Here is a 26,533-nt window from a genome sequence, read left to right as displayed (position 1 = left end):
AATCAATCAGAGAATGGAAGTGATATGACTACGCAAACTGAACGTGCAGTATTCGCCGGAGGTTGCTTTTGGGGAATGCAGGATCTGATCCGCAAATACGATGGAGTGATCTCCACGCGGGTTGGTTATTCAGGCGGCGATGTTGCAAACGCCACCTATCGCAATCACGGCACCCATGCTGAAGCCATTGAAATCATTTTCGATCCGCAAAGAATCAGCTACCGAAAGCTGCTGGAATTTTTCTTCCAGATCCATGACCCAACGACCAAGGACAGGCAAGGCAACGACCGTGGCATGAGCTATCGTTCGGCAATTTTTTATGCCAGCGAAGAACAGAAAAAAACCGCTGAAAATACCATCGCCGATGTGGATGCCAGTGGACTATGGCCAGGAAAAGTAGTGACGGAACTGGCGGCAGTAGGCCCTTTCTGGGAAGCAGAGCCGGAACATCAGGACTACCTCGAACGCATCCCTAACGGCTATACCTGCCATTTTATCCGGCCGGACTGGAAGCTGCCGGCAAGATAGGTCTTGCTGAAGGGGCTATTTGCTTCGTTCGATCTGCTCGATCTGTTCGATACGCTTGACATTCAGCCCCTGCTTTTGCAGCAACTCAACAATGCTGCCCTTGCCCACCAGATGGCCGGCGCCAACGACGACAAAAACATTCTTGCCGTCCTTGAGTAGCTGGCCGATTTTATTTGCCATCTGCGGATTGCGGTCTTCAATCAGCAACTTCATGACCCGAGCCGAGCCGGGGTCCTTGCCGGCCTCTTTTGCCAGCAATTCAATCAGACCATCCGCATCGCCACTGCTCCACGCCTTGACCAGGCTATTCACATACTCTGCAGCTTCGCCGGTTTCAAAACCGTTCAGCACATCGGCCAGCATCGCTTCCGCATCCTTGTCTTCCAGGCCGCCCAGCACCGATGCCTGAAACTCTATCGATTCCAGTTCAATGATATTTTTCTTGTCTGCCTTGGCGCGCGACAGGAAATGCAGGTCTATGCCAGCCTCGGACTTGTAGCCAAGATCGCCGTATAGCCCCACCGCCATTACCACCGACAGCATGGCCGGTTTCAGGGTTTTGATTTGCTCAACGGAAGGCCCGAGCTTCTGCGACAGCTTTTTCCATGTTTCCGGGCTCAGGTGTTTCTGAAGATCGTCCTTTGCACCATAGGTCAGGAATGGCAGCATCCGCCCGGCCACATCCGGCGCACTGGGATCCACCTCAACCGCCAGCATGTCTGCCCCCTTGTAGGCCTTTTCTACATAATCAGGCAAAGGATAAAAGTCCTGCCGCGCAACATGGATGGAGCCGAATAAAAACACCGAGCTGCCGGCGCCTTTCACTTCCCACAACAAGGGATGAAGCTGGCTGGCCTGCAACGCCGGCTGCCGGTCTTTTGCTTCCGCCGCCGCACTCCCTCCGAGAAACGCCAGCAGCAACAATTGCACGGCAAAAAAGGAACGAAAAAGGGAATATAAATTGCGGGCGTTCAAACGCATCATGTGCAAATCCAGGAGGAGTAACAGAAAGACAAGGAGCCGCAAGCTTATCCCAACATGCAGCAAGAGTAAATTTGTGCCGTTTTTTACACCTACTCTATGAACTTGACCGCAAAAACCATGCGAATAAAAGGGAGAATCCTGATTTACTCAAAAAAACAGGATGACTGAATGACAAATTTCATCGCAACTCCCTGATTATTCGAAGAAAAACAAGTTCCGCTCCGGCGCTGCACTGTGATTTCCGGTACAATGCGGGCCATGAATATCGCACCAAAAAACATCTTTTCCTACCCGCGCCATCGCGCTGCGGCTAAAGCCCCGGCCCCCTTCCTGCCCATGTCCCGCGCCGAGATGGACACGCTGGGCTGGGATAGTTGCGACGTTATCCTGGTGACCGGCGATGCCTATATCGACCACCCCAGCTTCGGCATGGCCCTGGTTGGCCGCCTGCTTGAGCACCAGGGTTTTCGCGTAGGCATCATCAGCCAGCCGGACTGGCATTCGGCAGAGGCATTCCGCGTGCTCGGCAAGCCCAATCTGTATTTCGGCGTTACTGCCGGCAATATGGATTCGATGGTGAACCGCTATACGTCGGACCGCAAGATACGTTCTGAAGATGCGTATACGCCGGACGGCGATCCAAACAAGCGCCCTGACCGCGCCCTGGTGGTATATGCCCAAAGGGCACGCGAGGCCTATCCGGACACCAATGTCGTGATCGGCAGCATAGAAGCCAGCCTGCGCCGCATTGCGCATTATGATTACTGGTCGGACAAGGTAAGGCGCTCGGTGCTGCCTGATTCCAAGGCAGACATCCTGCTGTTTGGCAATGCAGAACGCGCGCTGGTAGACCTGACACACAGGCTGGCTGCGGGCGAAGATATCAAGGACATCCGCGATCTGCGCGGCACTGCGTTCATGACTCCGCCCGGCTGGCTACCGTCCGCAGACTGGGAAGAAACCAATTCCATCAAGCTGGATACACCCGGCAAGGTGGAAGCGCATACCGATCCGTATGCGATGATTCCAGAAAAAGAAGCCAAGTGCTCTACCGATGCGCCTGAAGCAAATGCAAATGCTGCGGCTGGTCCGGTTGGCATGCCGGGCATTGCGGGCACTCCTGGTGTCATTAACGCTGCAGATGCTGACGCAGCCATCAACGTCGTCAAGCAGCAGGCCATCCGCATCATGAGCCGCGAAGAGCGCCAGGCCATGCTGAAGGATAAGCATCTTAGAACAGTAATACGCCTGCCGTCTTATGAAGACATCAAGGATGATCCTGTGATGTATGCCCATGCTTCGCGCGTATTCCATCTGGAAGCCAATCCGGGCAATGCAAAAGCCCTGGTGCAGGCGCATGGCAACCGCGACGTCTGGCTGAATCCGCCGCCGCTGCCTTTGGCAATGGATGAGATGGACGGCGTATATGACCGCGCCTATGCGCGCGCGCCGCACCCCAGCTATGGCAAGGCACGCATCCCGGCGTGGGAAATGATACGTTTCTCAGTCAATATCATGCGCGGCTGTTTCGGCGGCTGCACCTTCTGCTCGATTACCGAGCACGAAGGCCGCATCATCCAGAGCCGCTCCGAACCGTCCATTTTGCGCGAGATCGAAGAAATCCGCGACAAGGTCAAGGGCTTTACCGGCACCATTTCCGACCTCGGCGGCCCGACAGCCAATATGTATCGCCTGGCCTGCAAAGACAAGAAGATAGAAGAATCCTGCCGCCGCCTGTCCTGCGTTTACCCTAGCATCTGTTCCAACCTGGGCACCGACCATAGCAAGCTGATTTCGCTTTACCGCAAGGCACGCGCCATTCCGGGCGTAAAGAAAATTCTGGTCAGCTCGGGCCTGCGCTATGACCTGGCAGTACGCTCGCCGGAATATGTAAAGGAACTGGTCACGCACCACGTAGGCGGCTTGCTGAAGATTGCGCCGGAGCATACTGAAACCGGCCCGCTGTCCAAGATGATGAAGCCGGGCATGGGTGCTTATGACGAGTTCAAGGCTATGTTCCACAAATACTCGAAAGAGGCGGGCAAGGAACAGTATCTGATCCCCTACTTCATCGCTGCCCACCCCGGCACCACCGATGAAGACATGCTGAACCTGGCATTGTGGCTGAAGAAGTACGATTTCAAGCTGGACCAGGTGCAGACCTTCATGCCTACACCGATGGCACTGGCAACGACGATGTACCACACCCGCAAGAATCCGCTGAAGAAGATCACGGCTGATTCCGAAGTGGTGGAAACCGTACGCGCCGGCAAGGTGCGCAAGCTGCACAAGGCCTTCCTGCGCTACCACGCGCCGGAAAACTGGGAAATCATCCACGACGCACTGATACGCATGGGCCGCCGCGACCTGATAGGTAGCAGCGACAGGCATTTGATCCCGTCTCGGCAACCGCTATTGCCAGTAGCATCTACCGCAACCGGTATTGCCAACGGCAAGCGCATTGCTGCGCCGAAGATGAATACCTTCGGCAAAAAGCCTGTGCCACGGACTACTGCCGCAGCAAACCCGGCACGCGTTACCTCGCTGTCGTACAACGCAGCCAAACCGAAGGCTGCGCCGGCAAAAGCGGGCCGCAAATAGATTATTGCGAGCACTGCGCATTTCACAACAAAAAGGCTGCCGGGCTTGCTCCGGCAGCCTTTTTTTATTCCCGCACAAGGGCTCTATGGCTTGCCGATGTACAATTTACCAGCCATTCCACAGATCTTTCGGCAGTTTTCCATCCATTACAAGAATTACTACCCCACCGAGATCGGAGACATCATGAAACACATGAAAACGGTATTGATCCTGGAGCACACGGAAGAGGTATTTGACAAGCTGACCTGCGATGTCTGCGGCGCCGAGTCGAAGTGGGATGAAAACTGGGGCAGCGAATCGCATGAAAAAATAATAACAACCGTACAACTGGAAGAAGAAGAGTCCTACCCGGACGGCGGCCAGTCGCTACAAACCCAGTACCACATCTGCCCCACCTGCTTCAAACAGCATCTGAGCAAATGGTTTGAGGGGCACAGGAACAGCAAGCCAACCGTTACAAGTTCAGTCTGGTAAGCAATTAGCAACACCAGCCCATATCGCAGCACCGCCTCCGTGCCAGCGGGCAATTATTCTTGGCATTTTTGCCAAGAACGGCTTAGGTATGCCCCTAGCTCGGGTATAATGTAAGGTTTGATTGCAACCGAAAAGAATTATGGAAGCCGAACGCCTAAATAGCCTGTCCGCCCTGCTCAACGACCTGACTGGTCGTGAAGCCGAACTTCGGAGGTATCTTTGACTTCGATGTAAAGTCAGAGAAACTGGAACAAGTCAACGCCGAGCTGGAAGACCCTACGGTCTGGAACGACCCCAAGCGCGCCCAGGACCTGGGCAAGGAAAAGAAATCGCTGGAAGCGATCGTCTTTACGCTGACCAAGATCGACACCGATCTGCGCGACACCAGCGACCTGTTCGCCATGGCACGCGAGGAAGGCGATGAAGATACGCTGGAAGCAATAGAACAAGATGCGCAAGGCCTGAAAGAACTGGTCGAAGGCATGGAGTTCCGCCGCATGTTCAACAATCCCATGGATCCGAACAATTGCTTCATCGATATCCAGGCCGGCGCCGGCGGTACCGAGGCGCAGGATTGGGCGTCGATGCTGCTGCGCCAGTACCTGCGTTATTGCGAGCGCAAGGGCTTCAAGGTTGAAATCCTGGAACAGTCTGACGGCGAGGTTGCCGGCATCAAGACCGCCACGCTGAAAGTGGAAGGCGAATACGCCTATGGCTTCCTGCGCACCGAAACCGGCGTACACCGCCTGGTGCGCAAATCGCCTTTCGATTCTGCCAATGGCCGCCACACGTCCTTCTCCAGCCTGTTCGTCTATCCTGAAGTGGATGAATCCTTTGATATCGACATCAACCCTGCTGATGTGCGTGTGGATACCTACCGTGCTTCCGGCGCCGGTGGTCAGCATATTAATAAAACCGATTCCGCTGTTCGCCTGACCCACGGCCCGTCCGGCATTGTCGTGCAATGCCAGAATGACCGCAGCCAGCACCGCAACCGAGCAGAAGCCTGGGAAATGCTGAAAGCTAAGCTATTCGAACTGGAACTGCGCAAGCGCATGAGCGAAAAGCAGTCGCTGGAAGACACCAAGACCGATGTAGGCTGGGGTCATCAGATCCGTTCCTACGTACTGGATCAATCCCGCATCAAGGATTTGCGTACCAGTTTTGAGACCGGCAACACCAAGGCGGTACTGGACGGCGATCTGGACGAATTTATCGCCGCATCGCTGAAGCAAGGCGTTTAATCAAGGATAGCCAGGGCGCACGCACTGTACACTACGTATTGCGCCCTGCCGGCAACCCACAGAATACAAAGCAGAAAACGATAATCCCATGTCAGAACAAAATACTCCGCAAAACGACGCAGCCGAACTACCGCAAGATGAAAATTCCATCATTGCCGAGCGCCGCTCCAAGCTGGATGCCATCCGCGCCCAAGGCGGCATCGCATTTCCAAATGACTTCCGTCCACAGCACAAGGCAGCCGCACTGAAAGAGCAGTACGGCGACAAGACCCGTGAAGAGCTGGAAGAAATGAATGTGCAGGTAGTGATTGCGGGCCGCATGATGCTGCGCCGTGAAGCAGGCAAGAAAGCCGCTTTCGCCGTATTGCAGGATGCCTCCGGCAGCAAGGCCGACGGCCGCATCCAGTTCTACGTCACCACAGACAAAACCGGCGAAGCCGAGATGGAGGCTTTCCGCCGCTACGATCTGGGCGACATCCTGGGCATGGAAGGTACACTGTTCAAGACCAAGACCGACGAACTGACGGTGAAGGTGACGGCACTGCGCCTGCTGACCAAATCGCTGCGCCCGTTGCCGGACAAGTTCCACGGCCTGTCCGATCAGGAAACCAAATATCGGCAGCGCTATGTTGACCTGATCATGAGCGAAGATACGCGCCGCACGTTCAAGGCACGTACCGCTGCGATGACGTCCATCCGCAACTTCATGGCCAGCAATGACTTCATGGAAGTGGAAACGCCTATGCTGCACGTGATTCCAGGCGGCGCAGCAGCCAAGCCTTTCATTACCCACCACAATGCGCTGGACATGGAAATGTACCTGCGTATCGCGCCTGAACTGTATCTGAAGCGCCTGGTCGTCGGCGGCTTTGACCGTGTATTCGAGGTGAACCGCAACTTCCGTAATGAAGGTGTATCACCGCGCCATAATCCTGAATTCACGATGATGGAATTCTACGCCGCCTATGTAGAATACAAGTGGATCATGGACTTCACTGAGCAGGTAATACGCAAAGCCGCAGTCGATGCGCACGGCACCGCAGTATTGACCTACCAGGGCAAAGAGCTGGACCTGAGCAAGCCTTTCCGCCGCATGACTATTGTGCAGGCGATCAACCAGTACGCTCCGCATTACACCAACGAGCAGTTGCATGATGCGGCCTTCATCAAGGAAGAACTGAAAAAGTTCGGCGTGAAGCCCTTCTCCACATCCGGCCTGGGTGCCTTGCAATTGGCGCTGTTTGAAGAAACTGCTGAAGCGCAATTGTGGGAGCCGACTTTCATTATCGACTACCCGGTTGAAGTATCTCCTCTGGCGCGCGCCTCCGATAGCGTGGCCGGCATCACCGAGCGTTTTGAGCTGTTCATGACTGGCCGCGAAATCGCCAACGGCTTCTCCGAGTTGAACGATGCAGAAGACCAGGCAGCCCGCTTCCAGGCACAGGTTGCCGCCAAGGATGCAGGCGATGAAGAGGCGATGTATTACGACGCCGACTTTATCCGCGCACTGGAATACGGCATGCCTCCGACCGGCGGCTGCGGCATAGGCATCGACAGGCTGATGATGTTGATCACCGATTCGCCGAATATCCGTGACGTGATCCTGTTCCCTCACCTGCGCCGCGAAGAATAAACTCGGGCTCAGGCATTCAGCCAGAACGCATCAACGAAGGGACTGCACTGCAGTCCCTTTTTCTTTGCTTGCAGCAATAGAAAATTTATTTTGCTGCGCTGCCATATTTATGCCATTATTATCAATAAGTTATCATCAATCCTGGAAGACTTGAAAGCTTGATATAGTCGGAGGAAGTATGGCCACCAACGGGTCCGCAGTTCAAGATTTACTATCCCCCTATTCGTCTATGCTGGAGTTGATGAACGCGTTTCATCCTGCATCTTTTTTTGCGCCCCTGATCTCCTCTTTGAACCAGCCCATCCTGCCGCTGACGTTCAGCAATGTGTATAACGTGACCGAGCAAAATTCCAGCGCTCCGGACGTGGAAGGCAAGATACTAGCCAAAGACAGCTATGGCCGCCAGCTAGGTACGCTGATGGATGCCGTTACGGTACTAATTGAACGCGAGCAGCTCCCAGGCCGCGCGGCAATATCGAAGGATGACAAGGAAAAGCTGAAGAAACTGCTGGCCTTGCAGAAAAAAATTGAAGCTACCAAGCTGGAAGCAATCACCGACAGGCTGGGCAGGATCAAGGCAGACTTGCTAACCTTAAAACGCAAGGATCGGACAAGCTACGACAAATTGATGAGCTCGTTGCAGGAATAAGATCCCCAAACAGCACTCTGCCGTCGTTTCTTAAATTAGAATATCAGCCTTCAGCGGCACGGCCGGCAGCATCCGGCCCGCCCCCCACTATTCCAGTTGAAGAACATGACACCTTCCCGTCGTCAATTTGCACATACCCTGGCCGCCGCAACCGGCGCACTCGCACTCGGCAGCGCTTCTGCACAAACCTCTCAAACTCAAGCTACATCGCGGCTAGCCCCTATCTACCCTAAACGCCTGAAAGCTGGCGACACGATAGGCCTGGTCAGCCCTGCCGCAGCGACGTATGAACGTGAACCGGTGGATATCGCGATAGAAAGCCTGCAGGCGCTGGGTTTCAAGGTCAAGCAAAGTCCTTACCTGCGCGGCCGCTACGGCCACTTCGGAGGCACCGACGCGCAACGCGCGGAGAGCATCAACAGCATGTTTGCCGACGACAGCGTGGACGGCATCCTGGCGATGACTGGCGGTTCCGGCTGCAATCGTATCGTCGACAAGCTCGACTATGCCCTGATACGCAAACATCCCAAATTTTTCGGCGGCTACAGCGACCTGACCTCACTGGTGAATGCGATACAGGTGCAAACCGGTCTGGTGACCTTCCACTGCCCCATGGGCGCGTCCGAATGGAATGAGTTCAGCACCTCACACTTCCGCTCTGTCGTGATGGAAGGCCAGGCTGCCTTGCTGCGCAACCCCAGCGATGTCAAGCAGCGCGGCGACAATCTGGTGCAAACCCAGGATAGGATACGTACGCTGCGCGGCGGGCGTGCACGCGGGCCGCTGATAGGCGGCAATCTGGCAGTACTGACGTCGCTGGCCGGATCGGCCTACTGGCCTGATTTTCGCGGTGCGATCCTGTTCATAGAAGAAGTCAATGAATACATCTATCGCGTAGACCGCATGCTGTCGCAACTGCGCCTGGCCGGCGCTTTGCAGCAACTCAGCGGCGTCGTGATCGGCAAGTTTACCAAATGCACGCCCGGAGAAGGCTACGGCACGCTGACGCTGGACGAAGTATTTGACGACTACTTCCTACCCCTGAACATACCGGTCTTCAGCGGCGCGATGATAGGCCATATCAAGCTCAAATTTACCGTGCCTGTGGGCGGCGAAGTAGAGATCGATGCGGATGCCGGCAGCATACAATTGCTGCGCCCTGCCGTCCTCTAAGCCCAGGCAACCAACTATGGCCGGGCCGCCAAAGCGGCCCGGTATTTTTTACTCCGAAGATTTTTATGCATCCATTAAAAAAACTGCTGCACTACGCCAAAGCTTACCGCCGCGATTTCCGGCTGGCGACGCTGTATTCAATACTGAATAAATTCTTCGACGTTCTGCCTGAGGTATTGATTGGTGTCGCAGTGGATATCGTCGTCAATGGCGACAAGAGTTTTCTGGCGAAGAAAGTGCTGGGCAACTTCGGCATTACCGATACCTGGCACCAGTTGATCTTGCTGGGCGTACTGAATGTAATCATCTGGGGCGGAGAATCCTGGTTTGAATATTTGCTATCGATCAAATGGCGCAAGCTCGCGCAAAACCTGCAGCATGACCTGCGCCTGGACACCTATGAGCATGTGCAAAAGCTGGAAATGGCCTATTTCGAGAACCAGCGCACCGGCAATCTGATGTCCATCCTAAATGAAGACATCAACCAGATGGAGCGCTTCCTGAACGGCGGCGCCAACCAGATCATCCAGGTGGTCTGCTCCTCCATCATGGTCAGCGCCGTCTTCTTTGCCTTGCAGCCTTCTCTCGCCATCGTTTCGCTGCTGCCGGTACCGGCCATCCTGATTGGCGCGTTCTGGTTCCAGCGGCGTCTTGAGCCGCGCTATGCGGAAGTCCGGGAGGCAGCCGGGGATGTCAGCGCGCGCCTGAACAATAACCTGCTGGGGCTGGCCACCATCAAGGCCTTTGCCACCGAAGCCTTTGAAGCGAAACATATTGCGGAAGCCAGCAATGCCTACAAGGCCGCCAATGGCCGCGCAATCGGCGTCAGCTCAGCTATTACCCCGGTGATACGCATGGCAATCCTGGCCGGTTTCACTGCCACCCTGGTGTATGGCGGCTGGCTGGTCTTGCATGGCGAACTGGCAGTCGGCGCCTATTCGGTGCTGGTGTTCCTGACCCAGCGCCTGCTGTGGCCGCTGACCGGCCTGGCAGAAGTGGCCGACATGTACCAGCGCTCCATGTCGGCAATAGACCGGGCAATGGGCTTGCTGAATACTAAAATCAATATTCCTTACGAAGGCCGCCATCTTGCCGCCGGCAGCGTCAAGGGCGAACTCAGTTTTGAGCATGTGGGCTTTGCTTATGGAGATAGCCCCACCCTGCATGATATCCAGATCAATATCCCGGCAGGCAAAACCGTGGCCTTTGTCGGCTCCACCGGCTCCGGAAAATCAACGCTGGTGAAACTGCTGCTGCGCTTTTATTCCGCGCAAAAAGGCCGCATCCTGATAGACGGGCAAGCAATCGATGAATTGAACCTGCAGGATTTACGGCGCGCGATAGGCTATGTCGCGCAGGACAGTTTTTTAACCGATGGCACCATCGCTGAAAACATTGCCTACGGTCTCAGCAATGCCAGTGAAGAAGCAATTGCCGCTGCCGCACAGGCGGCCGAAGCCAGCGAATTCATCCAGAAGCTGCCGCTGGGCTTTGCCACCCGCATCGGCGAACGCGGCCAGAAATTGTCAGGCGGCCAGCGTCAGCGCCTGGCCCTGGCGCGCGCAATATTGAAAGACCCGGCCATTCTCATTCTGGATGAAGCGACCAGCGCAGTGGACAATGAAACCGAGGCGGCGATACAGCGCAGCCTGGATATTGTCAGCCGCAACCGTACTACGATAGTTATCGCCCACCGCTTGTCGACGGTAAGGCAGGCGGATGCGATACATCTGATGGAAGCCGGGAGTATTATGGAAAGCGGCACGCATGATGAACTGCTGGCGCTGAATGGCAGCTATGCTGCCTTATGGCGCCTGCAAACCGGTGAACGGCAGAGCCTGGCTATTTAAGTTGTCTGGATCCAGATCAGGAAGATGCTCATACACTTCCTGTACCGTGGCATAACCGGTCAGCGCCGCCACGACTTCAGGCAGAGGCTCCGCCCAGCGCCCAGGCAGATCCCGCTCTTGGGTAGAAACGACGGGAAAGGCCAATTTTTCCAGCGGCGGGCAAAATTGGGCATCGACGCCCGGCTTGTTGCCGCGCGCATCCATCCAGTACCAGCCATGCTCCTTCAGATACACGGCGTTCAAGCCATGCAGGCAATAAGGCGGGCCTTCCGCACCTAGCGCCAGACGCTGGTAGCACAAGGCTGCCGGTATCCCATTCGCGCGCAGCAATGCCGCCAGCAGATGGCTCTTTGCATAGCAATAGCCGGTGCCGTAGTGCAGCACGTCGGATGCGCGGCAAGTCACAGGATTCATCTGATAATCGGAACTGTGCTTGATGTCGTCGCGGACAAAATGAAAACAGCGCGAGATCAAGTCCGTGTGTGAAGTAGCAGCCAGGGCAAGCTCTGCAGCCTTGCTGTTTACGGCGGGGTGTTGCCAGTCTATGTAGCTACTGGCGGCGAGAAATTCCTGCATAGTTGTGGTGCTTAGCTGGTGGCTTGTCGTGGCGGACAATTAATAGGGAATGAATAGGGAATGCAATTTTTGCATATTCCCCATCAAATTGAAACCGCCAGTGCCTTCGCGACTACCACGCTCGAAGATGCTAGCTGCCTATAGCCTTCGCCAGCGCCAGGCCGCTCAGGTAGGCATTCTCCACCCTGCCGCTACCGTCCAGGCCGACTGCAAACCAGTCGCCGCAGACGCCTATGCGCTGCTTGCCATTCCACATGCAATCTTCTGCCAACGGCTGTACCGACTGGGAATAACGCCAGCGATGCACCACAGCATGAATGGGCTGGATATACGAACCGGTCGCTTCGTGGAAGGCCTTGGTCAATTTTTCTTTCACCCTTTCAGGGTCGTCTTCCAGATGCTTCAGGCTCCAGGCGGCAGTGGCATGGCAAACCCAGCGCTCGCCTGCCCGGTGCGAAGGCTTGGCGGTATCACGCGCAACCCAGCCGAGACGGGAATGGTTGATCCATGCACCGTCATATTCCAGTTCCAGAGGTGCCTGGAAACCCAGCATCAAGGTCCAGCAAGGCGCCAGCCTGGCCTTCTGGGCCTGTTTGGCAAAGGCAGGCGCCGAGTTCAATAAGGGAATAGCCTGGTCTGCCGGCATCGCCAGTACAACCGCATCAAAAGGACCGGCCGTGGCATTAACCGGAGAGGTATCTGCCTTGACCGACAGCAGCCAGCGTTTATCGGCCAGTTCCACCGCAACCACCTGCTGCTCCAGCCGGACATCCAGCCCGTGCGCAAGACGCTTGCCGAGTGAACTCATGCCCGGCACCGGCACAAAACGCTTCGTACCGTTGCCCGCGGGCTTGCTGACACCCGTATCCAGGCTGGCCAGTTTGCCCGACCAGGGCGCGATCCAGCCCACCTTGCGCCAGTCCGCGACTTCTTTCTTGAAGCGCTCCGTGGTTGCCGTGAAATACTGGGCGCCGTGATCAAACCCGCCCAGCTCCGTCTGGCGGGTGCTCATGCGCCCGCTGACGCCGTGGCTCTTTTCATAGACGGTGACGGAATGCCCTAGCGACTGCAGTTGGCGTGCACAAGTCAAACCGGAAATACCTGCTCCTACGATGGCAATATGCATGGTGGCTGTCCTGGATGTGAGTGCAAATGGTATATGCGAATGTATACACAATGTGCGTGCAATACTGAATGCTAAAAACGGCGGCAACAAAAAACCGCTCGGGCATTTAAGCGCCGCGAGCGGTTTTGTCGGATTTGACTGTCATCAGTTGATTGATGCGGCCAGTTTATTCTTCATTCTCTTCAACCGGCCAATCCCGGATGTAGGCTTTCAGCATTTTATTTTCAAAGCTTTGCGCCTCCAATACCGCCCTGGCGACGTCATAGAACGAGATCACGCCCAGCAAGGTGCGGGCATTCATTACCGGCAGGTAGCGGGAATGCTTTTCCAGCATCATGCGGCGCACTTCATTGACTTCGGTATCCGGTGTCACAGTCAGCGGAGCATCGTCCATATGCTTGCGCACGGTACCCGTACCCAATCCGCCGTTATTTTGGTGGATGGCCTTGATGACTTCGCGGAAAGTCAGCATACCGACCAGATCACCATATTCCATCACGACCAGCGAACCGATATCCTTTTCTTCCATCGCGTTGACAGCTTCCACGATGGGTGTGTCCGGAGTCACTGTGAACAGGATATTGCCCTTCACCTGAAGAATTTCAGAGACTTTCATGTTTCCTCCTTTGCGCATCGTTAAGCGTCTTTATTTATTATAGGTATTGATTCCAATGTATCCCAAGCACTTGAAAAAATCTAGCGCTAATCCCGCCAAAGCAGCAATCAGGCACGAATCAAACGCGAATCAACCACCAATCGTGGCATTTGAAGACTGCCCGCCGCAACTGCCGGCGCAGGAATTCCCTTGATATTACACGTGTTTGCCAAAACTTTCCGGGCGATGCCCGCCAGCTTACCGCATCAAAACCGGCACAATAAATGGTAGCATTGGCGCACTGCAATTAGGAGAATAACATCATTATGAGCGCCCCTCACTATCCAGGCTTTGACACCCTGTCCCTGCATGCCGGTGCCGCACCCGATCCGGCAACAGGTGCACGCGCGACCCCTATTCATTTCACTTCATCCTTTGTATTCAAGGATTCCGATCACGCGGCCTCGCTATTCAATATGGAACGCGCCGGCCATGTGTATTCCCGCATATCCAACCCGACCAACGCGGTATTGGAAGAGCGCATCGCCGCGCTGGAAGGCGGCGTAGCAGGTATTGCCGTCGCCAGCGGCCAGGCGGCCATGCATTTGGGCCTGGCGACGATCGCCGGCGCCGGCTCGCATGTAGTTGCGTCCCGCGCACTGTACGGCGGCTCACAGAACCTGCTGGCCTACACGATGAAACGTTTCGGCATAGAAACTACCTTCGTCGACCCGCGCGACCTGAATGCATGGCGCAGTGCAATACGCCCCAATACCAAGGTCTTGTTTGGCGAAACCCTGGGCAATCCCGGCCTGGACGTATTGAACATCCCTGAAGTTGCTGCAATCGCACATGAGCATTACCTGCCGCTGATGCTGGACTCCACCTTCACCACCCCTTATTTGCTGCGCCCTTTCGACCATGGCGCCGACCTGGTATTCCATTCCGCAACCAAGTTCCTGTGCGGGCATGGCACCGCAATCGGCGGCTTGCTGGTGGACGGCGGCACCTTCAACTGGCAAGAAGCCTATGAAAAAACTGGCCGGTTTGCCGAGCTGTGCGAGCCGTATGACGGTTTTCACGGCATGGTATTTGCCGAAGAATCCACCGTAGCGCCTTTCTCTTTGCGTGCTAGGCGCGAAGGCCTGCGCGATTTCGGTGCAGTGATGAGTCCGCATAATGCCTTTGCCGTGCTGCAAGGTATAGAAACCCTGAGCCTGCGCATGGACAGGCATGTGCAGAATACGCGCAAGGTGGTCGAATTCCTAGTTGCCCATCCAGCAGTGGAATCAGTCTCTTATCCGGAGCTGGAATCCCATCCCGACTATGAACTGGCCAAGACCTTGCTGCCGAAAGGCTGCGGCGCCGTATTCTCGTTCAGCATCAAGGGAAATCGCGCTGCGGGCCAGCGTTTCGTTGAATCGCTGGGCGTATTCTCCCATCTGGCAAACGTAGGCGATGCCAAATCCCTGGTTATCCACCCTGCTTCCACTACGCACTTCCGGGTACCGGCAGAGCAATTGGCTGCATCCGGTATCACTGAGGGCACCATGCGCCTGTCGGTAGGCCTGGAGAACATTGACGATCTGCTGGAAGATCTGGCGCGCGGCCTGAAAGCCGCCCAGAAAGGGGCTTGAAATGCTATTGAATGTACAAGGACATGAGGCTTATTGCTATACAGGAGGCAAGGCCTTCAATCCGGAATTGCCTACGGTCGTTTTTATCCACGGTGCACAGAACGACCATTCCGTGTGGATACTGCAAACCCGCTACTTTGCCCATCACGGCTTCAGCGTGCTGGCAGTGGATTTGCCGGGACACGGCCGCAGCAAGGGTGCGGCACTGACCAGCGTGGAACAGATGTCCGACTGGCTGATCGCGCTGCTGGATGCAGCAGGCGTGCAAAAGGCCAGCCTGGTGGGCCACAGCATGGGCTCCCTGATTGCGCTGGAAACCTGCGGCCGCGCCAGTGAGCGCATTAGCAAACTGGCCATGGTGGGCACCGCGTATCCGATGAAGGTATCCGATACCCTGCTAAATGCCGCCAGGGATGAAGAACAAACGGCGATAGACATGGTCAACATCTGGTCGCATACCAGCATTGCACACAAGCCATCCAGCCCGGGGCCGGGCTTTTATGTGATGGGCGGCAGCCAGCGCCTGATGCAACGCATCTCCAGCATCAATCCTGACAAGGTCTTTTATACGGATTTTGCGGCCTGCAACAGCTATGCCAATGGCGAGCAGGCTGCGCAGGCGGTAAGCTGCCCTACCCTGTTCCTGCTGGGTAAAAAAGACATGATGACGCCACCCAAAGCGACGTCGACGCTGAGCAAGGCCATTCCGCACGCCGGCATCACACTGCTGGATAACTGCGGCCACTCGCTGATGGCGGAACAACCGGATGCCGTACTGTCTGCACTGTTTTCGTTTGCAAAGGCGTAATCAGGCATGGCAATGACGATGCAAAGCTGGCTATTGTTTACGGCGACGGAAGCAGCATTATCGCTGTCGCCGGGGCCGGCGGTGATGATGGTAGTGGCATATGGAATCTCCAGGGGGTGGCGCACTTCGCTGTTTGTAACACTGGGCATCCTGAGCGCCAATGCCCTTTATTTTGCGCTGTCGGCAACCGGCATAGGCTCACTGATCCTGGCCTCTCCCACACTGTTTCTCGCGATCAAATGGCTAGGTGCTGCTTATTTGGTGTATTTGGGCTTGTCGGCAATTTTTGGTAGGCCATCGCCGATCACGCTGTCACGCCTGGAGGGCAAGCCTTTGAGCGGCAGGCAGATTTACGCGGGCGCCGTCATGCTACAGCTGACCAACCCGAAGACCTTGCTGATGTTTGTCGCGATCCTGCCGCAATTCATCGATCCATCGCAGCCGGTAGGCTTGCAGATGAGCATACTGGCAGCCTGCTCCATCATTCCGGAATTTTTTATCCTGCTTGGTTACGGCATGCTTGCGAGCAAGGCCAGCCACTGGGCGACGCAGCCTAAATACAGCGTGATTACCGAAAGGATAGCCGGTACACTGGTCTTGGCGGCTGGCGTACTGGTGGCTGCGGTATAAAATAGAGATTCGAGCTATAAAATTTAAAACAAAATGGAGGAGACGCCATGACAAAAAAATTTACCAGCTTTGCCGAGTTTTATCCTTTTTACCTGAGCGAGCATTCCAACCGTACCTGCAGGCAATTGCACTTTGTCGGCTCCAGCCTCGTATTGAGCACCATCGTGCTCGCCCTTAGTACAGGGAATGCCTGGTGGCTACTGGCGGCGCCGCTTTGTGGCTACGGATTCGCCTGGGTGGGACATTTCGTTTTTGAAAAAAACAAGCCCGCCTCCTTCAAGCAACCTTTATATTCATTAATGGGCGACTGGGTCATGTACTGGCAATTGTTAACCGGGAAGATCGCTTTTCAGCCGGCCTGAAACCGGCTGCCGGACCTGTCAGAAATAGGCAAAAAATCTGGCGGCGAAACTATCCAGATCACAGGCCTCCAGGCGGTTGATGCCGCCTGCGGCCTGCCTCCCTCCCCCAGTGGCGAAAGAGGAACAAAAGCCGTGTGCCGTCTTTTGTCCCGGCGCACAAGACCTCACACTGGCAATAAAACAGCCATCCGGTTTCTCGGTCAGGACGGCAAAAGAGCGGTCAACACATTCGCTCTGCAATTTATTGGCCAGCAAGCCCGACACGCGCCGCGCCCAAGCCTGATTGGGAAGCACATAGATGGCGCCGCTTTCTTTTATCCAGCGCGGCTGCACATCCTGCAGCAAGCACATATCCTGCGCATAGGCTTGCTGAAGCAAACTGAAATTGCCGGAGTGGTTAATAAAGTCGAAGGGATCGGCATATTGATGCAAATCCTGATACAGCGTGGCGGGAGCGATATGCAGATCTGCCTCGGTCTCGCCGTAGGCATTGTAGTTCAGCAAATTTCCCAGCTCGCATAGCTGTTTGCTTGCGGCATCCGGCAAGCCGGCCTGTGCTGCCATCCCGGCAGCAACACTGGACAAATTATCGCCATAGGCAGCGGTAATCGCCCATAGCCTGAACCTGCCCTGCAGGTAGCGGTCAACCAGAATGCTGGTGCAGATATTTGGGGACTCATCCCAGTGCAGGTCCAGCAAAGGATGGGCGTAGCCTGCAGGCGCCGAGTGGTGATCAAAATAAGTCATGCTGATGCCCTGATCCAGCAGGCACTTTACTGCATCGAGATTGCTGTCCAGCGAGATATCCAGCACGCAAATATGGCTGCCTTTCACACACGCATATCGCGACATCGACAATGGCAATAAGTTGGAGAGTAGCTGTATGTCGCGCTTGACCCCGGTAATCAGCCTCGCATCGCGCGGCGCGGCCAGCCTGAGCTGGTGCAAGGCGCAGATGCCATCGGCATCGCCGTTGAACACATCAAAATCGCATGCCTGCGACCCTGCGGTTTGCTTTTCTGAATCCATGTAAAGTCACCTGACAAAGCCATCCTTAGTCAGATATTGACACAACTCGTACTCACTGTCTCGAGTGAGACGGAATCTGTATTGAACATTGTTGCCAGCTTATCTCAAGCAGGTCTACCGGCCAGGCCAGGAATACTCAAGCGCCGTCAGAATGTTTGCCATTCCTCTTCCGCCTTGGACTTTATGCCGGCATTGCCGCTCTTCACCTGCCTGACTTGCCGTGGAGAGGGATGCGGCAATGCTGCTCTTGCTTTTTGTGGCAGCGGACGGACATTTTCAATTGCGGCGTACCCGGAGGGCATTCCACTTAGCCTGAATGCGCTGACTACCTCGGCCAGACTGTTCGCCTGGCTTTGCAGCGAACCTGCGGCGGCAGCAGCCTCCTCTACCAGCGCGGCATTTTGCTGCGTCATGTCATCCATCTGCATGACCGCCTGATTGATCTGCTCTATGCCCGAACTTTGTTCATGCGTGGCGGACATGATCTCGGTCATGATATCGGTCACGCGTCGTATGCTGGCAACGATCTCCTGCATGGTCGCACCGGCCTGATCAACCAGCCTGGCGCCGACGTCGACTTGCTGTACCGAGTCATTGATCAATGTCTTGATTTCCTTGGCCGCCTGTGCCGAGCGCTGCGCAAGATTCCTCACCTCGCTGGCGACCACGGCAAATCCCCGTCCCTGCTCGCCGGCGCGTGCCGCCTCCACCGCAGCATTCAAGGCCAGGATATTGGTCTGGAAGGCGATACCGTCTATGACACCGATGATATCGACGATTTTTTTGGATGAATCATTGATGGAGCCCATCGTATCTATCACTTCGGCAACGACTGTGCCGCCCTTCACCGCAACCTCAGAAGCAGACACCGCCAACTGGTTGGCCTGCTTCGCATGGTCGGAGTTCTGCCTTACGGTGGATGTCAGTTCCTCCATGGAGGAAGCCGTTTCTTCCAGAGAGCCGGCCTGCTGTTCCGTGCGCGAAGAAAGGTCGAGGTTGCCGGAAGCAATCTGATGCGAGGCTGTCGCAATTGTATCGGTGCCGCTGCGCACCTGCCCGACAATATTGGCCAGCTTGTCCCGCATGTCCCTCATCGCGTACAACAGGCTGGTGTGGTCCTTATCTGCAACAATCACCTCTACGGCCAGGTCGCCAGCAGCAATCCGCCCCGCAATGTCGGCGGCATACCCAGGCTCTCCGCCCAACTGTCTGAGAAGACTGCGCGTAATCCCTACGGATGCCATGACTCCCACCAGCAAGGCGATAGCGCCGAAGACAAATACCACGATGCGCGCGCTGGCGTAGGCGTTTTCAGCTTCCAGTATGGCTTCAGCGTTTTGCTTTTCTTCCACGCCCAGAAAATCATTGAGCAAATCCCACCATTTTTTTTGCACCGGCCTGAATTCGGAGCGCAATAGCTTGTATGCCTCATCTTTTTTCTTTTGTAAGCCCAAGTCGAGTACAGCATTGATCAAGGGATCGCCTAGCCTTGCCTGAGTCCGGATATTGTCAAACAAGGCCGTTTGCTCCCGGCTGGCGCTACGATCGGCACTCATCATTTTTGCCAGCGCATCCTCTGCGTCGGCATATTTTTTTGCCTGTACTTTGACGCGGTTGACCTCTACCTGGATCTCGGCATCCTCACTGAGCAGTATCAGGTTGCGTAAAGCCAGCGCCCGCTCGGTGATGCTCAGGTACATGGCGGACGCAAACTTGGACTGCACATTATTGACATTGGCAATCTCTTCCATACGGTCCTGCATTTGCGCCATACGGCTCACAGACAAGAATATGACCATCACCAGCATGACCAGCACAAGCCCGAATCCTAGGCTCAAACGCGTAGACACTTTCATACTCTGCATATTCATACCTTTCCCCTGATGGCGAACAAACAAATTGGAACGATGCCTGATGCTTCGCTGCCTGGACGTGCAAAACGAATATTGCGCAAAGATCTAACGCGTAAGAAATTGGCGAGTGCTTAGGGGTGATCTACAACGAAACCGCTCGGGGATTGCTATCCAAGCGGCAATAACTCCCGATGACGACAAAAAGCGACGGTCATCCAGGAGAATTTCACATTTATATACTAAATATGTATATTCATTTTATTAACGCCGTTTGCAATTGCGATGTCAGATTGACATTTTTAGTAAAAAGAAACACAAAAAGAAAACCCCCGTTTTGAACGCCGGTCAGACGTGCAAAAATCGGGGGAATCAAATGACGCCGTTACCCTGGTAGAAGTAACAGCATAGAGATACATGCTAAAGCTCACACAGAAATGCTGAGCAATCCAGGCCTGCGCAATCAAGCTGCGCTAGCCGCCACCACTAGCTACCGCAAAAAAATCAGGGGAATTGATGGTGCATATGCAGATGGGGAATGCCGGCCTCTTCAAACACATCGCCGTCACGCACAAAGCCATTGCGCCCATAGAAATTCTCGGCAGACACCTGGGCATTCAGTTTGACCTCGGCATCGCCGCGCAATCTGGCCTGCTGCATCAAGGCCTGCAGAATCGCCACGCCGACTCCCTGGCCGCGCGCAGATTCCAGAACGGCCATGCGGCCTATATGCCCGTCCGGCAACAGGCGCCCAGTGCCCAGCGCTTGCTGTTGCGAGTCATAGGCGACAGCATGCAGGCATTCTGCATCCTTGACATCCCATTCCAGCTCAGCAGGAATTTTTTGTTCAACGACAAAGACCTTATAGCGTATCGCCTGTGCGTCTGTTTGCAGGCTGGACCAATCGCCCAGTTTCACATGTAGTTCTGTATTCATGATGCTTTATTCGCAGTCTTACTCAGTTTGATGAACAACGGCCGGCTACCTGGTCTGGGTAGACAGGTCCTCCGGCTTGATGGTTTCCAGAGCATTTATTATCTCACGCCAGCGGCCAGGTATTGCAACGCCTTTACGCACGGCCGTATCGGCATATACATATGACAACTCACCGGAAATCAGGTGCTGGTCGCCCAGATGGATTTCGACCAGAAAACGTATCGACGAGCGCCCTATTCCCGCGCAGCGCACGCCTATATCCAGCACATCGTCAAAACGCGCCGGAGCCATATATTCTATCGTCGCCTTGCGGGCGAACATCTCCTTGCCGTCGGCAGCCTGCTCCATTGCATTCGGCAAACCGGTGGCCCGCCAGTACTCGGTGAAAGCGACGTCAAAATAGGTCAGGTAATGGCCATTAAAAACGATGGCTTGCATGTCCACTTCAGCCCAGCGCACCCGCAAAGAATGGAAAAATTTAAAATCTGAACGTGCCATATGGTTTACGCCTCTACAAAACCGCGGATCAGCGCATTCACCCTATCCGGCTGCTCATGGATGATCCAGTGCGTGCCTTCAGGGATGCGGACAACTTCCAGATCCGGGATAAACGTATCCAGGCCGTTCAGCAGGCTGGCTGGAAGCGCCTTATCGTTTTCGCCCCAGATCACGCGCACCGGCACATTTACCCTGAAGTCTTCGGGTTTCAAGTTCAATTGCAATGGCCCCTTGTTGTCATCGGTAGGCGGATGCAAAGGCGAGGCGCGGTAGTAATTGACGCCGCCGCTCAAGCCGCGCGACCAGCATTCGTGGTATTTGGCCTGGGTAGCTTTGTCATACCAATCCGCAGGCGGCTGTCCCATGCCATTGAAGAAACCATCCATCAGCACGAAATCATCTTTGGCGAGCGCCGCTTCCGCTCCCTCTGCCCGTAGCCAGTTCATGTATCCGCTGGCAGACTTCTGGGAAGAATCCCCTGTCAGCGCCTGCATGAACAAATACGGGTGCGGGGAATTGATGATGATCAGCTTGTGCACTAACTGCGGCAAGGCGATGGCCAGGTTCCAGGCAATTGCCCCGCCCCAGTCATGCGCGACCAGGACAAATTTTTCGTATCCCAGATGTGCCGCCAGCAGCCGCAGGTCATCTACGATGTGCTTTGCCTTATAGGCGGACAGGTCGGCAGGCATGTCGGACAGGTTGAAGCCCCTGAGGTCGGGCGCCACGGCAAAATGGTCCTTGCCGAATTCCGGCAACTGGGCCGCCCATTCATACCAGAACTCTGGAAAACCATGCACGAAAAGGATTAATGGCTTGCCCTGTTCACCAGCGCTGGCATAGTGCAGGCGCGTGCCATTGGATAAAGATGCGAATTGATTCGATTTGATCATAGTGCTCATAGGTGCTCCCGTGCTCCCGGCCAATCAAAAAAAACAGGCATGTGGACGGCAAGCCGGCACATGCCCATCAATATCAACAAACAATCAACGAACAATCAACAGCGTCGGTCTTAGCCGGCTTTCAGCTTTTCCCGCAGGATGTCGCGGATATGCGGAGCAGCCTTGTACGGATCGCCAGGATTGGTTTGCGTGATGATCGCTTCCATTCTTTCCTGCACATTGCCCAGCGCGCCGGGATGCGAGTAGATATAGAACTGCTTGTCGCGGATGGCGTTGAAAGTCATCTCGGCCACATCGACCGCGCTGACCTTGCCGGACGAAACTGCCTTGTCCGACATGGCCTGCGCTGCGCGCTGGCTGGCAGTCGGTGCAGAGGCAGCAACATCGCCAGGGCGATTCCTTTGAGACTGGCTGATACCGGTAGGAACAAAGTAAGGACACAGTACCGATGCGCCTATCGGGGCCTGCACCAGATCCAGATCCTGGAACAAAGTCTCGGACAGGGACACGACCGCGTGCTTGGAGACGTTGTAGACCCCCATCGTCGGCGCATTCAACAAGCCGGCCATGGATGCCGTATTGACGATATGGCCCTCGTAGTCTGCTTCCTTCTTCGCGCATTCCAGCATCAGGTTAGTAAAGATGCGCACGCCATGGATCACGCCCCACAGGTTCACACCCAGCACCCATTCCCAATCGGCCTGGGTGTTTTCCCAAACCAGGCCGCCTGAGCCTACACCGGCATTATTGAAGACCAGATGCACGGAGCCAAAGCGTTGCATCGTCGCATCCGCCAGCGCCTGCACTTCTTCCGCGTGGCGCACATCGCAGCGCATTGCCAGTACTTGAGCGCCCTGTGCTTCCAGTTCCGCTTTCGCTTTGTCCAGCGCATCCTGCTGCACATCGGCCAATACCAGCTTCATGCCCAGCCGCGCACCGATGTTGGCGAATTCACGGCCAAAGCCGCTGCCGCCGCCGGTGATGACTGCTACCCTGTCTTTGAAATTTTTCATCTTGTCTCCTGTTTTGAATATCGGTACTGGATTTTATTTATTATTCACTGTGCGGCTTATTCGGCACGCTTCATTTGAAAACCCACGCGAGGGAAATGCACAACGACCGTGCCTGCGCGTTCGTCGTTGCGCTTGATGGCAAATTCATTGCTGCTGCATATCACCAGCTCGCCGACTACCGGATCGAATGCATAGTCGGTCGGCATGACAGATACGGGCTCTCCCAGCGCAATGCCATGCGTATCGACAAACGCGTAGCCTGAAGTATCGGCAGGTGTGGAATTGCGCGCCTGCTCTATCGCCTGCTCGCTGGTCATTTTTTCTTTTTGGTAATGGCCAAACGCAGCAATCTTGTCCATCCATGCCAGCACGGTCGGATAGGCATCCAGAATACCTGCTACCGCAGGAACCCGGCGCACAAACCATAGCGCATGATAAACAGAGAAATCGGCAATGCTGGCAGCCTCACCCAGCAAAAAAGTCGAACCCGACGCCAGCATGTCTTCCAGGCGGCGCAGATATTCCATCAGTTGCCCGGCAGCTTCCGGCAGGCTCATGCGCGGTGCATTGGCGCGCATCGCCGCCCTGTCCATGCTGAAGGCCTTCATCTGTTCCGGCGTGATGTCGCCCAGAATCCCGGTGATCGCGCTAGGCTGGAAGGTATAGGCAATCGCAGTCCAGAAGAGTGTTGTGTCCGCCCACTGCGCCAGGGTCCTGCCTAGGCCGGCGACGGCCGCAGGATATAGCGACGGCGTCGGAGCCAATTTTTCCAACACGTCGGCAATCAAAGGAGTATCGCAATAGATGTCCGCACCGATCTGCAATACCGGGGTACGGCGGTAACCGCCGGTCAGCGCCACCACATCCGGCTTGGGCATGATGGAGGGAATCATCACCGACTTCCAGGCCAGTTGCTTGAAACCGAAAATCAGGCGGACTTTTTCCGAGAATGGCGAAACCGGATAATGGTGAAAAATAAGATCTGCCATGTCAGCCTCAGATCAGCTTGACCAGCTGCTTGCCGAAGTTCTTCCCTTTCAGCAGGCCCATGAAAGCTTCCGGTGCAGCGGCCAGATCCGGCGCGACGGACTCGCGGAACTTCAGCTTACCGGTAGCGACCAGCGCGCCCAGTTCGCTCAGGCCTTTAGGCCACAGGTCCATATGTTCGGACACGATGAAGCCGCGCATGCTCAGGCGCATGGTCAAGAATACCCTGGCATTATTGATTGCCACAGGCTGGCCGTCGTAGCCGGCGATCATGCCGCACAAGGCGATACGGCCAAATGCATTCATGCGTTCCAGCGCGGCATCAAAGATCTCGCCACCGACGTTTTCAAATACCGCGTCGATGCCATTCGGTGTTGCTGCCGCAAGGTCTGCCTTCAGTTGGCCAGCCTTATAATCCACACAGGCATCAAAACCCAGTTCATTGACAACGTAGGCACATTTGTCCGCACCGCCGGCGATACCCACCACGCGGCAACCCATCTGCTTTGCCAGTTGGCCGACTACGCTGCCTACCGCGCCACTGGCGGCCGATACAACAACGGTTTCACCCGCTTTAGGCTGCATGATTTGCGTCAGGCCGTACCAGGCTGTCATGCCCGGCATGCCTACCGAGCCCAGATAGGCGGACAGCGGAATATGTGTTGTATCGATTTTGCGCAGCAGCACACCATCAGAAACACCCATTTCCGACCAGCCCAGCATACCCACCACTTTGTCGCCGACTGTAAATTTTGGATTTTTAGTGGCAACGATTTCACCGACTGTGCCGCCTATCATCGTTTCGCCTATAGGCTGCGGCACAGCATAGCTCTTTGCATCCTCCATGCGTCCGCGCATATACGGGTCCAGCGACAGATAATGGTTGCGAACCAGTACCTCACCCTCTTTCAATTCCGGAACCGGCACCGTCTCCAGGCGGAAGTTTTCAGGAACGACCGCGCCTTTAGGGCGGGATGCCAATACGATACGTTGATAGCTAGCTGTCATGATGGTCTCATTTCTTTGGTTGCGTGCCTGGCTTCGCTGAGCTGCGGGCACTTGATACCTGCATTGGATAGAAGATTAAAACGCCGGCCGGCATAGGCATCACCACCGGCGTTTCATCGGTATTGCAATTAATCGCTGCCGTAAAGCTTCTTCATGTTTTCGCCCGACTTCAGGCGCCGCAAATATTTGAACGTCCCCATGGCCTTGGCGATCAGCTTGTCGCCATTCCAGACTTCGCCTTCGCAAAAACACATGGTGGAAGAGCGATGGAAGGCATGCCCCCTTGCTTCTATGCGCCCGCCGGGCACACCGCCCGGTTGCAGGAAGGTAGTCTTCATCTCGACAGTGACGACGCCTTTCAGGTCGTCGCTCAGCGAACGGCCTGCCATCGCCATCACGACATCCAGCATCGTCATCGTGACTCCGCCATGCGTTACCTGCCAGCTGTTCATATGGCGCCCAGTCAGGTCCAGCGCCAGCCTGGCGCGGCCGTTTTCCATTTCCAGAAACTCGACCCCCATGTCATGCAAGAACGGGTTCAGGACTTGCGTAGGCTGGGCAATGGGCAAACTCGTGGTTTCGCTCATGGTATGGTGCCTCGCTTATACTGCGGAGACGCCGCCATCCACCGCCAAAGTCTGGCCGGTAATATGTTTGCCGGCATCAGACGCGAACAGCATCGCGATACCTTTCAAGTCTTCATCATCGCCTATGCGCTGCAACGGTGCTTCCCTGGACAGTTTTTCCTCACCCAGTTGCTCCAGGAGACCCTTGGTCATCTTGGAGGGGAAGAAGCCCGGCGCAATCGCATTCACGGTAATGCCGTATGGTCCCCATTCACCAGCCAGTGCGCGGGTAAAGTTGATGACCGCCGCTTTCGACGTGTTATAGGCGATAGTCTTCATCGTGCCCGGGCCATTGCCGGCCAGGCCGGCAATCGATGCGATGTTGATGATACGGCCTTGCTTGCGCGGCAGCATGGAACGCTTGCCCACTTCTTGCGACACCAGGAAGATGCTGCGTACATTCAGGTTCATCACCTTGTCCCAAGCTTCCACCGGATGATCTTCCGCAGGAGCGCCCCAGGTAGCGCCGGCATTGTTGATCAGGATGTCGATATGCCCCAGGCGTTGCAGCGCTTCATCAACCAGGGGCTTGATCGCAGCTTCTTTGGACAGGTCGGCAGCGATGGCGCTGGCATCTACGCCGCGGCTCTTCAAATGCGCGACAGCCTCGTCCAGGTCAGACTGCTTGCGTGAGGACAAGACGATTTTTGCGCCCTGCTCGCCCAGCGCCTCTGCCATCTGCAAACCCAGGCCGCGTGAGCCGCCGGTGATCAGTGCCGTCTTGCCTGTCAGGTCGAATAATTGTTTTACGGTGCGTGCTGTTGTCATTGTTGTCTCCTGTTATTTTCAGTGTAATGTTGTCTTAGAATCTGTT

General features: G+C 55.5%; 26 protein-coding genes. 12 read left to right on the top strand and 14 right to left on the bottom strand.

Annotated elements, in window-relative coordinates; all coding sequences use genetic code 11:
* Positions 1 to 24: 24 nt before the first annotated feature.
* Complete coding sequence (gene msrA, locus IEW12_RS22880; protein ID WP_188568422.1) at positions 25 to 528, top strand: peptide-methionine (S)-S-oxide reductase MsrA; 504 nt, start codon at positions 25 to 27, stop codon at positions 526 to 528.
* A 15-nt stretch (positions 529 to 543) separates the two neighbouring features.
* Here msrA and IEW12_RS22875 read toward each other — a convergent pair whose 3' ends face one another.
* Positions 544 to 1,512, bottom strand: a complete 969-nt coding sequence (locus IEW12_RS22875) for a TraB/GumN family protein (protein WP_188568421.1) — start codon at positions 1,510 to 1,512, stop codon at positions 544 to 546.
* Positions 1,513 to 1,770: 258 nt separating this feature from the next.
* On the opposite strand from IEW12_RS22875, the gene IEW12_RS22870 reads away from it, so the two are divergent.
* The 7 genes from IEW12_RS22870 to IEW12_RS22840 all read left to right on the top strand — a co-directional run bounded on the left by IEW12_RS22870 (position 1,771) and on the right by IEW12_RS22840 (position 11,136).
* The gene (locus IEW12_RS22870; RefSeq protein ID WP_188568420.1) at positions 1,771 to 4,113 is read left to right on the top strand and encodes a YgiQ family radical SAM protein; all 2,343 of its coding nucleotides are present in this window, start codon (positions 1,771 to 1,773) and stop codon (positions 4,111 to 4,113) included.
* A gap of 183 nt (positions 4,114 to 4,296) precedes the next feature.
* Positions 4,297 to 4,587, top strand: a complete 291-nt coding sequence (locus IEW12_RS22865) for a hypothetical protein (protein WP_188568419.1) — start codon at positions 4,297 to 4,299, stop codon at positions 4,585 to 4,587.
* A 139-nt stretch (positions 4,588 to 4,726) separates the two neighbouring features.
* Positions 4,727 to 5,831, top strand: a protein-coding gene (gene prfB, locus IEW12_RS22860; protein ID WP_188568418.1) for a peptide chain release factor 2 whose coding sequence is annotated in 2 segments (ribosomal slippage) — positions 4,727 to 4,807 and positions 4,809 to 5,831 — 1,104 coding nt in all. Because the reading frame shifts where the segments join, the coding sequence is not laid out codon by codon here.
* Positions 5,832 to 5,919: 88 nt separating this feature from the next.
* A complete protein-coding gene (gene lysS / locus IEW12_RS22855) occupies positions 5,920 to 7,464 on the top strand; it encodes a lysine--tRNA ligase (protein WP_188568417.1) in 1,545 nt (514 codons plus the stop codon).
* A gap of 241 nt (positions 7,465 to 7,705) precedes the next feature.
* A complete protein-coding gene (locus tag IEW12_RS22850; protein WP_188568416.1) occupies positions 7,706 to 8,113 on the top strand; it encodes a hypothetical protein in 408 nt (135 codons plus the stop codon).
* Between the two features lie 105 nt (positions 8,114 to 8,218).
* Positions 8,219 to 9,286 carry a S66 peptidase family protein gene (locus IEW12_RS22845; RefSeq protein ID WP_188568415.1) on the top strand — a complete coding sequence of 356 codons (1,068 nt, stop codon included), beginning with the start codon at positions 8,219 to 8,221 and terminating at the stop codon, positions 9,284 to 9,286.
* A 65-nt stretch (positions 9,287 to 9,351) separates the two neighbouring features.
* On the top strand, positions 9,352 to 11,136 hold the full coding sequence (locus IEW12_RS22840) for an ABC transporter ATP-binding protein (RefSeq protein WP_188568414.1): 1,785 nt from the start codon (positions 9,352 to 9,354) through the stop codon (positions 11,134 to 11,136).
* On the opposite strand, the gene IEW12_RS22835 is transcribed toward IEW12_RS22840, so the two are convergent.
* The 3 genes from IEW12_RS22835 to IEW12_RS22825 form a co-directional block, all read right to left on the bottom strand.
* Positions 11,092 to 11,712 (bottom strand): transglutaminase-like domain-containing protein, encoded by a 621-nt coding sequence (locus tag IEW12_RS22835; RefSeq protein ID WP_188568413.1) that lies wholly within the window; start codon positions 11,710 to 11,712, stop codon positions 11,092 to 11,094. The two genes, IEW12_RS22840 and IEW12_RS22835, sit on opposite strands and share 45 nt — an antisense overlap.
* Positions 11,713 to 11,842: 130 nt before the next feature.
* On the bottom strand, positions 11,843 to 12,838 hold the full coding sequence (locus IEW12_RS22830; protein ID WP_188568412.1) for an NAD(P)/FAD-dependent oxidoreductase: 996 nt from the start codon (positions 12,836 to 12,838) through the stop codon (positions 11,843 to 11,845).
* Positions 12,839 to 13,004: 166 nt separating this feature from the next.
* The gene (locus tag IEW12_RS22825) at positions 13,005 to 13,454 is read right to left on the bottom strand and encodes a CBS domain-containing protein (RefSeq protein WP_188568411.1); all 450 of its coding nucleotides are present in this window, start codon (positions 13,452 to 13,454) and stop codon (positions 13,005 to 13,007) included.
* A gap of 305 nt (positions 13,455 to 13,759) precedes the next feature.
* Between IEW12_RS22825 and IEW12_RS22820 the strand changes: the two genes are divergently transcribed.
* From IEW12_RS22820 to IEW12_RS22805, 4 genes are read left to right on the top strand one after another with little or no spacing between them, the layout of a single operon-like run.
* On the top strand, positions 13,760 to 15,070 hold the full coding sequence (locus tag IEW12_RS22820; RefSeq protein WP_188568410.1) for an O-acetylhomoserine aminocarboxypropyltransferase: 1,311 nt from the start codon (positions 13,760 to 13,762) through the stop codon (positions 15,068 to 15,070).
* A gap of 1 nt (position 15,071) precedes the next feature.
* Positions 15,072 to 15,878, top strand: a complete 807-nt coding sequence (locus IEW12_RS22815; RefSeq protein WP_188568409.1) for an alpha/beta fold hydrolase — start codon at positions 15,072 to 15,074, stop codon at positions 15,876 to 15,878.
* Between the two features lie 12 nt (positions 15,879 to 15,890).
* Positions 15,891 to 16,508 carry a LysE family translocator gene (locus IEW12_RS22810; protein WP_188568408.1) on the top strand — a complete coding sequence of 206 codons (618 nt, stop codon included), beginning with the start codon at positions 15,891 to 15,893 and terminating at the stop codon, positions 16,506 to 16,508.
* A gap of 47 nt (positions 16,509 to 16,555) precedes the next feature.
* Positions 16,556 to 16,870, top strand: a complete 315-nt coding sequence (locus IEW12_RS22805; RefSeq protein WP_188568407.1) for an Mpo1-like protein — start codon at positions 16,556 to 16,558, stop codon at positions 16,868 to 16,870.
* An 18-nt stretch (positions 16,871 to 16,888) separates the two neighbouring features.
* On the opposite strand, the gene IEW12_RS22800 is transcribed toward IEW12_RS22805, so the two are convergent.
* The 10 genes from IEW12_RS22800 to IEW12_RS22755 all read right to left on the bottom strand — a co-directional run bounded on the left by IEW12_RS22800 (position 16,889) and on the right by IEW12_RS22755 (position 26,487).
* The gene (locus tag IEW12_RS22800; RefSeq protein WP_188568406.1) at positions 16,889 to 17,899 is read right to left on the bottom strand and encodes a hypothetical protein; all 1,011 of its coding nucleotides are present in this window, start codon (positions 17,897 to 17,899) and stop codon (positions 16,889 to 16,891) included.
* A 146-nt stretch (positions 17,900 to 18,045) separates the two neighbouring features.
* Positions 18,046 to 19,770, bottom strand: coding sequence for a methyl-accepting chemotaxis protein (locus IEW12_RS22795; protein ID WP_229751292.1), 1,725 nt, complete (start codon positions 19,768 to 19,770; stop codon positions 18,046 to 18,048).
* 483 nt (positions 19,771 to 20,253) lie between these two features.
* The gene (locus IEW12_RS22790; RefSeq protein WP_188568405.1) at positions 20,254 to 20,685 is read right to left on the bottom strand and encodes a GNAT family N-acetyltransferase; all 432 of its coding nucleotides are present in this window, start codon (positions 20,683 to 20,685) and stop codon (positions 20,254 to 20,256) included.
* Positions 20,686 to 20,730: 45 nt separating this feature from the next.
* Positions 20,731 to 21,183, bottom strand: coding sequence for an acyl-CoA thioesterase (locus tag IEW12_RS22785; RefSeq protein ID WP_188568404.1), 453 nt, complete (start codon positions 21,181 to 21,183; stop codon positions 20,731 to 20,733).
* 5 nt (positions 21,184 to 21,188) lie between these two features.
* The gene (locus IEW12_RS22780; RefSeq protein WP_188568403.1) at positions 21,189 to 22,085 is read right to left on the bottom strand and encodes an alpha/beta fold hydrolase; all 897 of its coding nucleotides are present in this window, start codon (positions 22,083 to 22,085) and stop codon (positions 21,189 to 21,191) included.
* Between the two features lie 110 nt (positions 22,086 to 22,195).
* A complete protein-coding gene (locus tag IEW12_RS22775) occupies positions 22,196 to 23,098 on the bottom strand; it encodes an SDR family oxidoreductase (protein ID WP_188568402.1) in 903 nt (300 codons plus the stop codon).
* A 56-nt stretch (positions 23,099 to 23,154) separates the two neighbouring features.
* Complete coding sequence (locus tag IEW12_RS22770) at positions 23,155 to 24,087, bottom strand: glutathione S-transferase family protein (RefSeq protein ID WP_188568401.1); 933 nt, start codon at positions 24,085 to 24,087, stop codon at positions 23,155 to 23,157.
* Positions 24,088 to 24,094: 7 nt separating this feature from the next.
* Positions 24,095 to 25,093 (bottom strand): NADP-dependent oxidoreductase, encoded by a 999-nt coding sequence (locus IEW12_RS22765; protein ID WP_188568400.1) that lies wholly within the window; start codon positions 25,091 to 25,093, stop codon positions 24,095 to 24,097.
* Positions 25,094 to 25,221: 128 nt separating this feature from the next.
* Positions 25,222 to 25,680: a PaaI family thioesterase gene (locus IEW12_RS22760; protein ID WP_188568399.1), complete on the bottom strand. Its 459-nt coding sequence runs from the start codon at positions 25,678 to 25,680 to the stop codon at positions 25,222 to 25,224.
* Positions 25,681 to 25,695: 15 nt separating this feature from the next.
* Complete coding sequence (locus IEW12_RS22755; protein WP_188568398.1) at positions 25,696 to 26,487, bottom strand: SDR family oxidoreductase; 792 nt, start codon at positions 26,485 to 26,487, stop codon at positions 25,696 to 25,698.
* Positions 26,488 to 26,533 lie beyond the last annotated feature (46 nt).

This window comes from Parundibacterium terreum (genome assembly GCF_014636315.1).
Classification (GTDB): Bacteria; Pseudomonadota; Gammaproteobacteria; order Burkholderiales; family Burkholderiaceae_D; genus Undibacterium; species Undibacterium terreum.
The sequence above is the reverse complement of the archived record's forward strand: the minus strand, read 5'-3'. Positions and strand labels throughout refer to the sequence as shown.

Excerpts from the sequence above, each read along its gene's own strand:
- msrA (WP_188568422.1), top strand. The coding sequence starts at position 25 with ATGACTACGCAAACTGAACGTGCAGTATTCGCCGGAGGTTGCTTTTGG.
- IEW12_RS22875 (WP_188568421.1), bottom strand. The coding sequence starts at position 1,512 with ATGATGCGTTTGAACGCCCGCAATTTATATTCCCTTTTTCGTTCCTTT.
- IEW12_RS22870 (WP_188568420.1), top strand. The coding sequence starts at position 1,771 with ATGAATATCGCACCAAAAAACATCTTTTCCTACCCGCGCCATCGCGCT.
- IEW12_RS22865 (WP_188568419.1), top strand. The coding sequence starts at position 4,297 with ATGAAACACATGAAAACGGTATTGATCCTGGAGCACACGGAAGAGGTA.
- lysS (WP_188568417.1), top strand. The coding sequence starts at position 5,920 with ATGTCAGAACAAAATACTCCGCAAAACGACGCAGCCGAACTACCGCAA.
- IEW12_RS22850 (WP_188568416.1), top strand. The coding sequence starts at position 7,706 with ATGAACGCGTTTCATCCTGCATCTTTTTTTGCGCCCCTGATCTCCTCT.
- IEW12_RS22845 (WP_188568415.1), top strand. The coding sequence starts at position 8,219 with ATGACACCTTCCCGTCGTCAATTTGCACATACCCTGGCCGCCGCAACC.
- IEW12_RS22840 (WP_188568414.1), top strand. The coding sequence starts at position 9,352 with ATGCATCCATTAAAAAAACTGCTGCACTACGCCAAAGCTTACCGCCGC.
- IEW12_RS22835 (WP_188568413.1), bottom strand. The coding sequence starts at position 11,712 with ATGCAGGAATTTCTCGCCGCCAGTAGCTACATAGACTGGCAACACCCC.
- IEW12_RS22830 (WP_188568412.1), bottom strand. The coding sequence starts at position 12,838 with ATGCATATTGCCATCGTAGGAGCAGGTATTTCCGGTTTGACTTGTGCA.
- IEW12_RS22825 (WP_188568411.1), bottom strand. The coding sequence starts at position 13,454 with ATGAAAGTCTCTGAAATTCTTCAGGTGAAGGGCAATATCCTGTTCACA.
- IEW12_RS22820 (WP_188568410.1), top strand. The coding sequence starts at position 13,760 with ATGAGCGCCCCTCACTATCCAGGCTTTGACACCCTGTCCCTGCATGCC.
- IEW12_RS22815 (WP_188568409.1), top strand. The coding sequence starts at position 15,072 with ATGCTATTGAATGTACAAGGACATGAGGCTTATTGCTATACAGGAGGC.
- IEW12_RS22810 (WP_188568408.1), top strand. The coding sequence starts at position 15,891 with ATGACGATGCAAAGCTGGCTATTGTTTACGGCGACGGAAGCAGCATTA.
- IEW12_RS22805 (WP_188568407.1), top strand. The coding sequence starts at position 16,556 with ATGACAAAAAAATTTACCAGCTTTGCCGAGTTTTATCCTTTTTACCTG.
- IEW12_RS22800 (WP_188568406.1), bottom strand. The coding sequence starts at position 17,899 with ATGGATTCAGAAAAGCAAACCGCAGGGTCGCAGGCATGCGATTTTGAT.
- IEW12_RS22795 (WP_229751292.1), bottom strand. The coding sequence starts at position 19,770 with ATGAATATGCAGAGTATGAAAGTGTCTACGCGTTTGAGCCTAGGATTC.
- IEW12_RS22790 (WP_188568405.1), bottom strand. The coding sequence starts at position 20,685 with ATGAATACAGAACTACATGTGAAACTGGGCGATTGGTCCAGCCTGCAA.
- IEW12_RS22785 (WP_188568404.1), bottom strand. The coding sequence starts at position 21,183 with ATGGCACGTTCAGATTTTAAATTTTTCCATTCTTTGCGGGTGCGCTGG.
- IEW12_RS22780 (WP_188568403.1), bottom strand. The coding sequence starts at position 22,085 with ATGAGCACTATGATCAAATCGAATCAATTCGCATCTTTATCCAATGGC.
- IEW12_RS22775 (WP_188568402.1), bottom strand. The coding sequence starts at position 23,098 with ATGAAAAATTTCAAAGACAGGGTAGCAGTCATCACCGGCGGCGGCAGC.
- IEW12_RS22770 (WP_188568401.1), bottom strand. The coding sequence starts at position 24,087 with ATGGCAGATCTTATTTTTCACCATTATCCGGTTTCGCCATTCTCGGAA.
- IEW12_RS22765 (WP_188568400.1), bottom strand. The coding sequence starts at position 25,093 with ATGACAGCTAGCTATCAACGTATCGTATTGGCATCCCGCCCTAAAGGC.
- IEW12_RS22760 (WP_188568399.1), bottom strand. The coding sequence starts at position 25,680 with ATGAGCGAAACCACGAGTTTGCCCATTGCCCAGCCTACGCAAGTCCTG.
- IEW12_RS22755 (WP_188568398.1), bottom strand. The coding sequence starts at position 26,487 with ATGACAACAGCACGCACCGTAAAACAATTATTCGACCTGACAGGCAAG.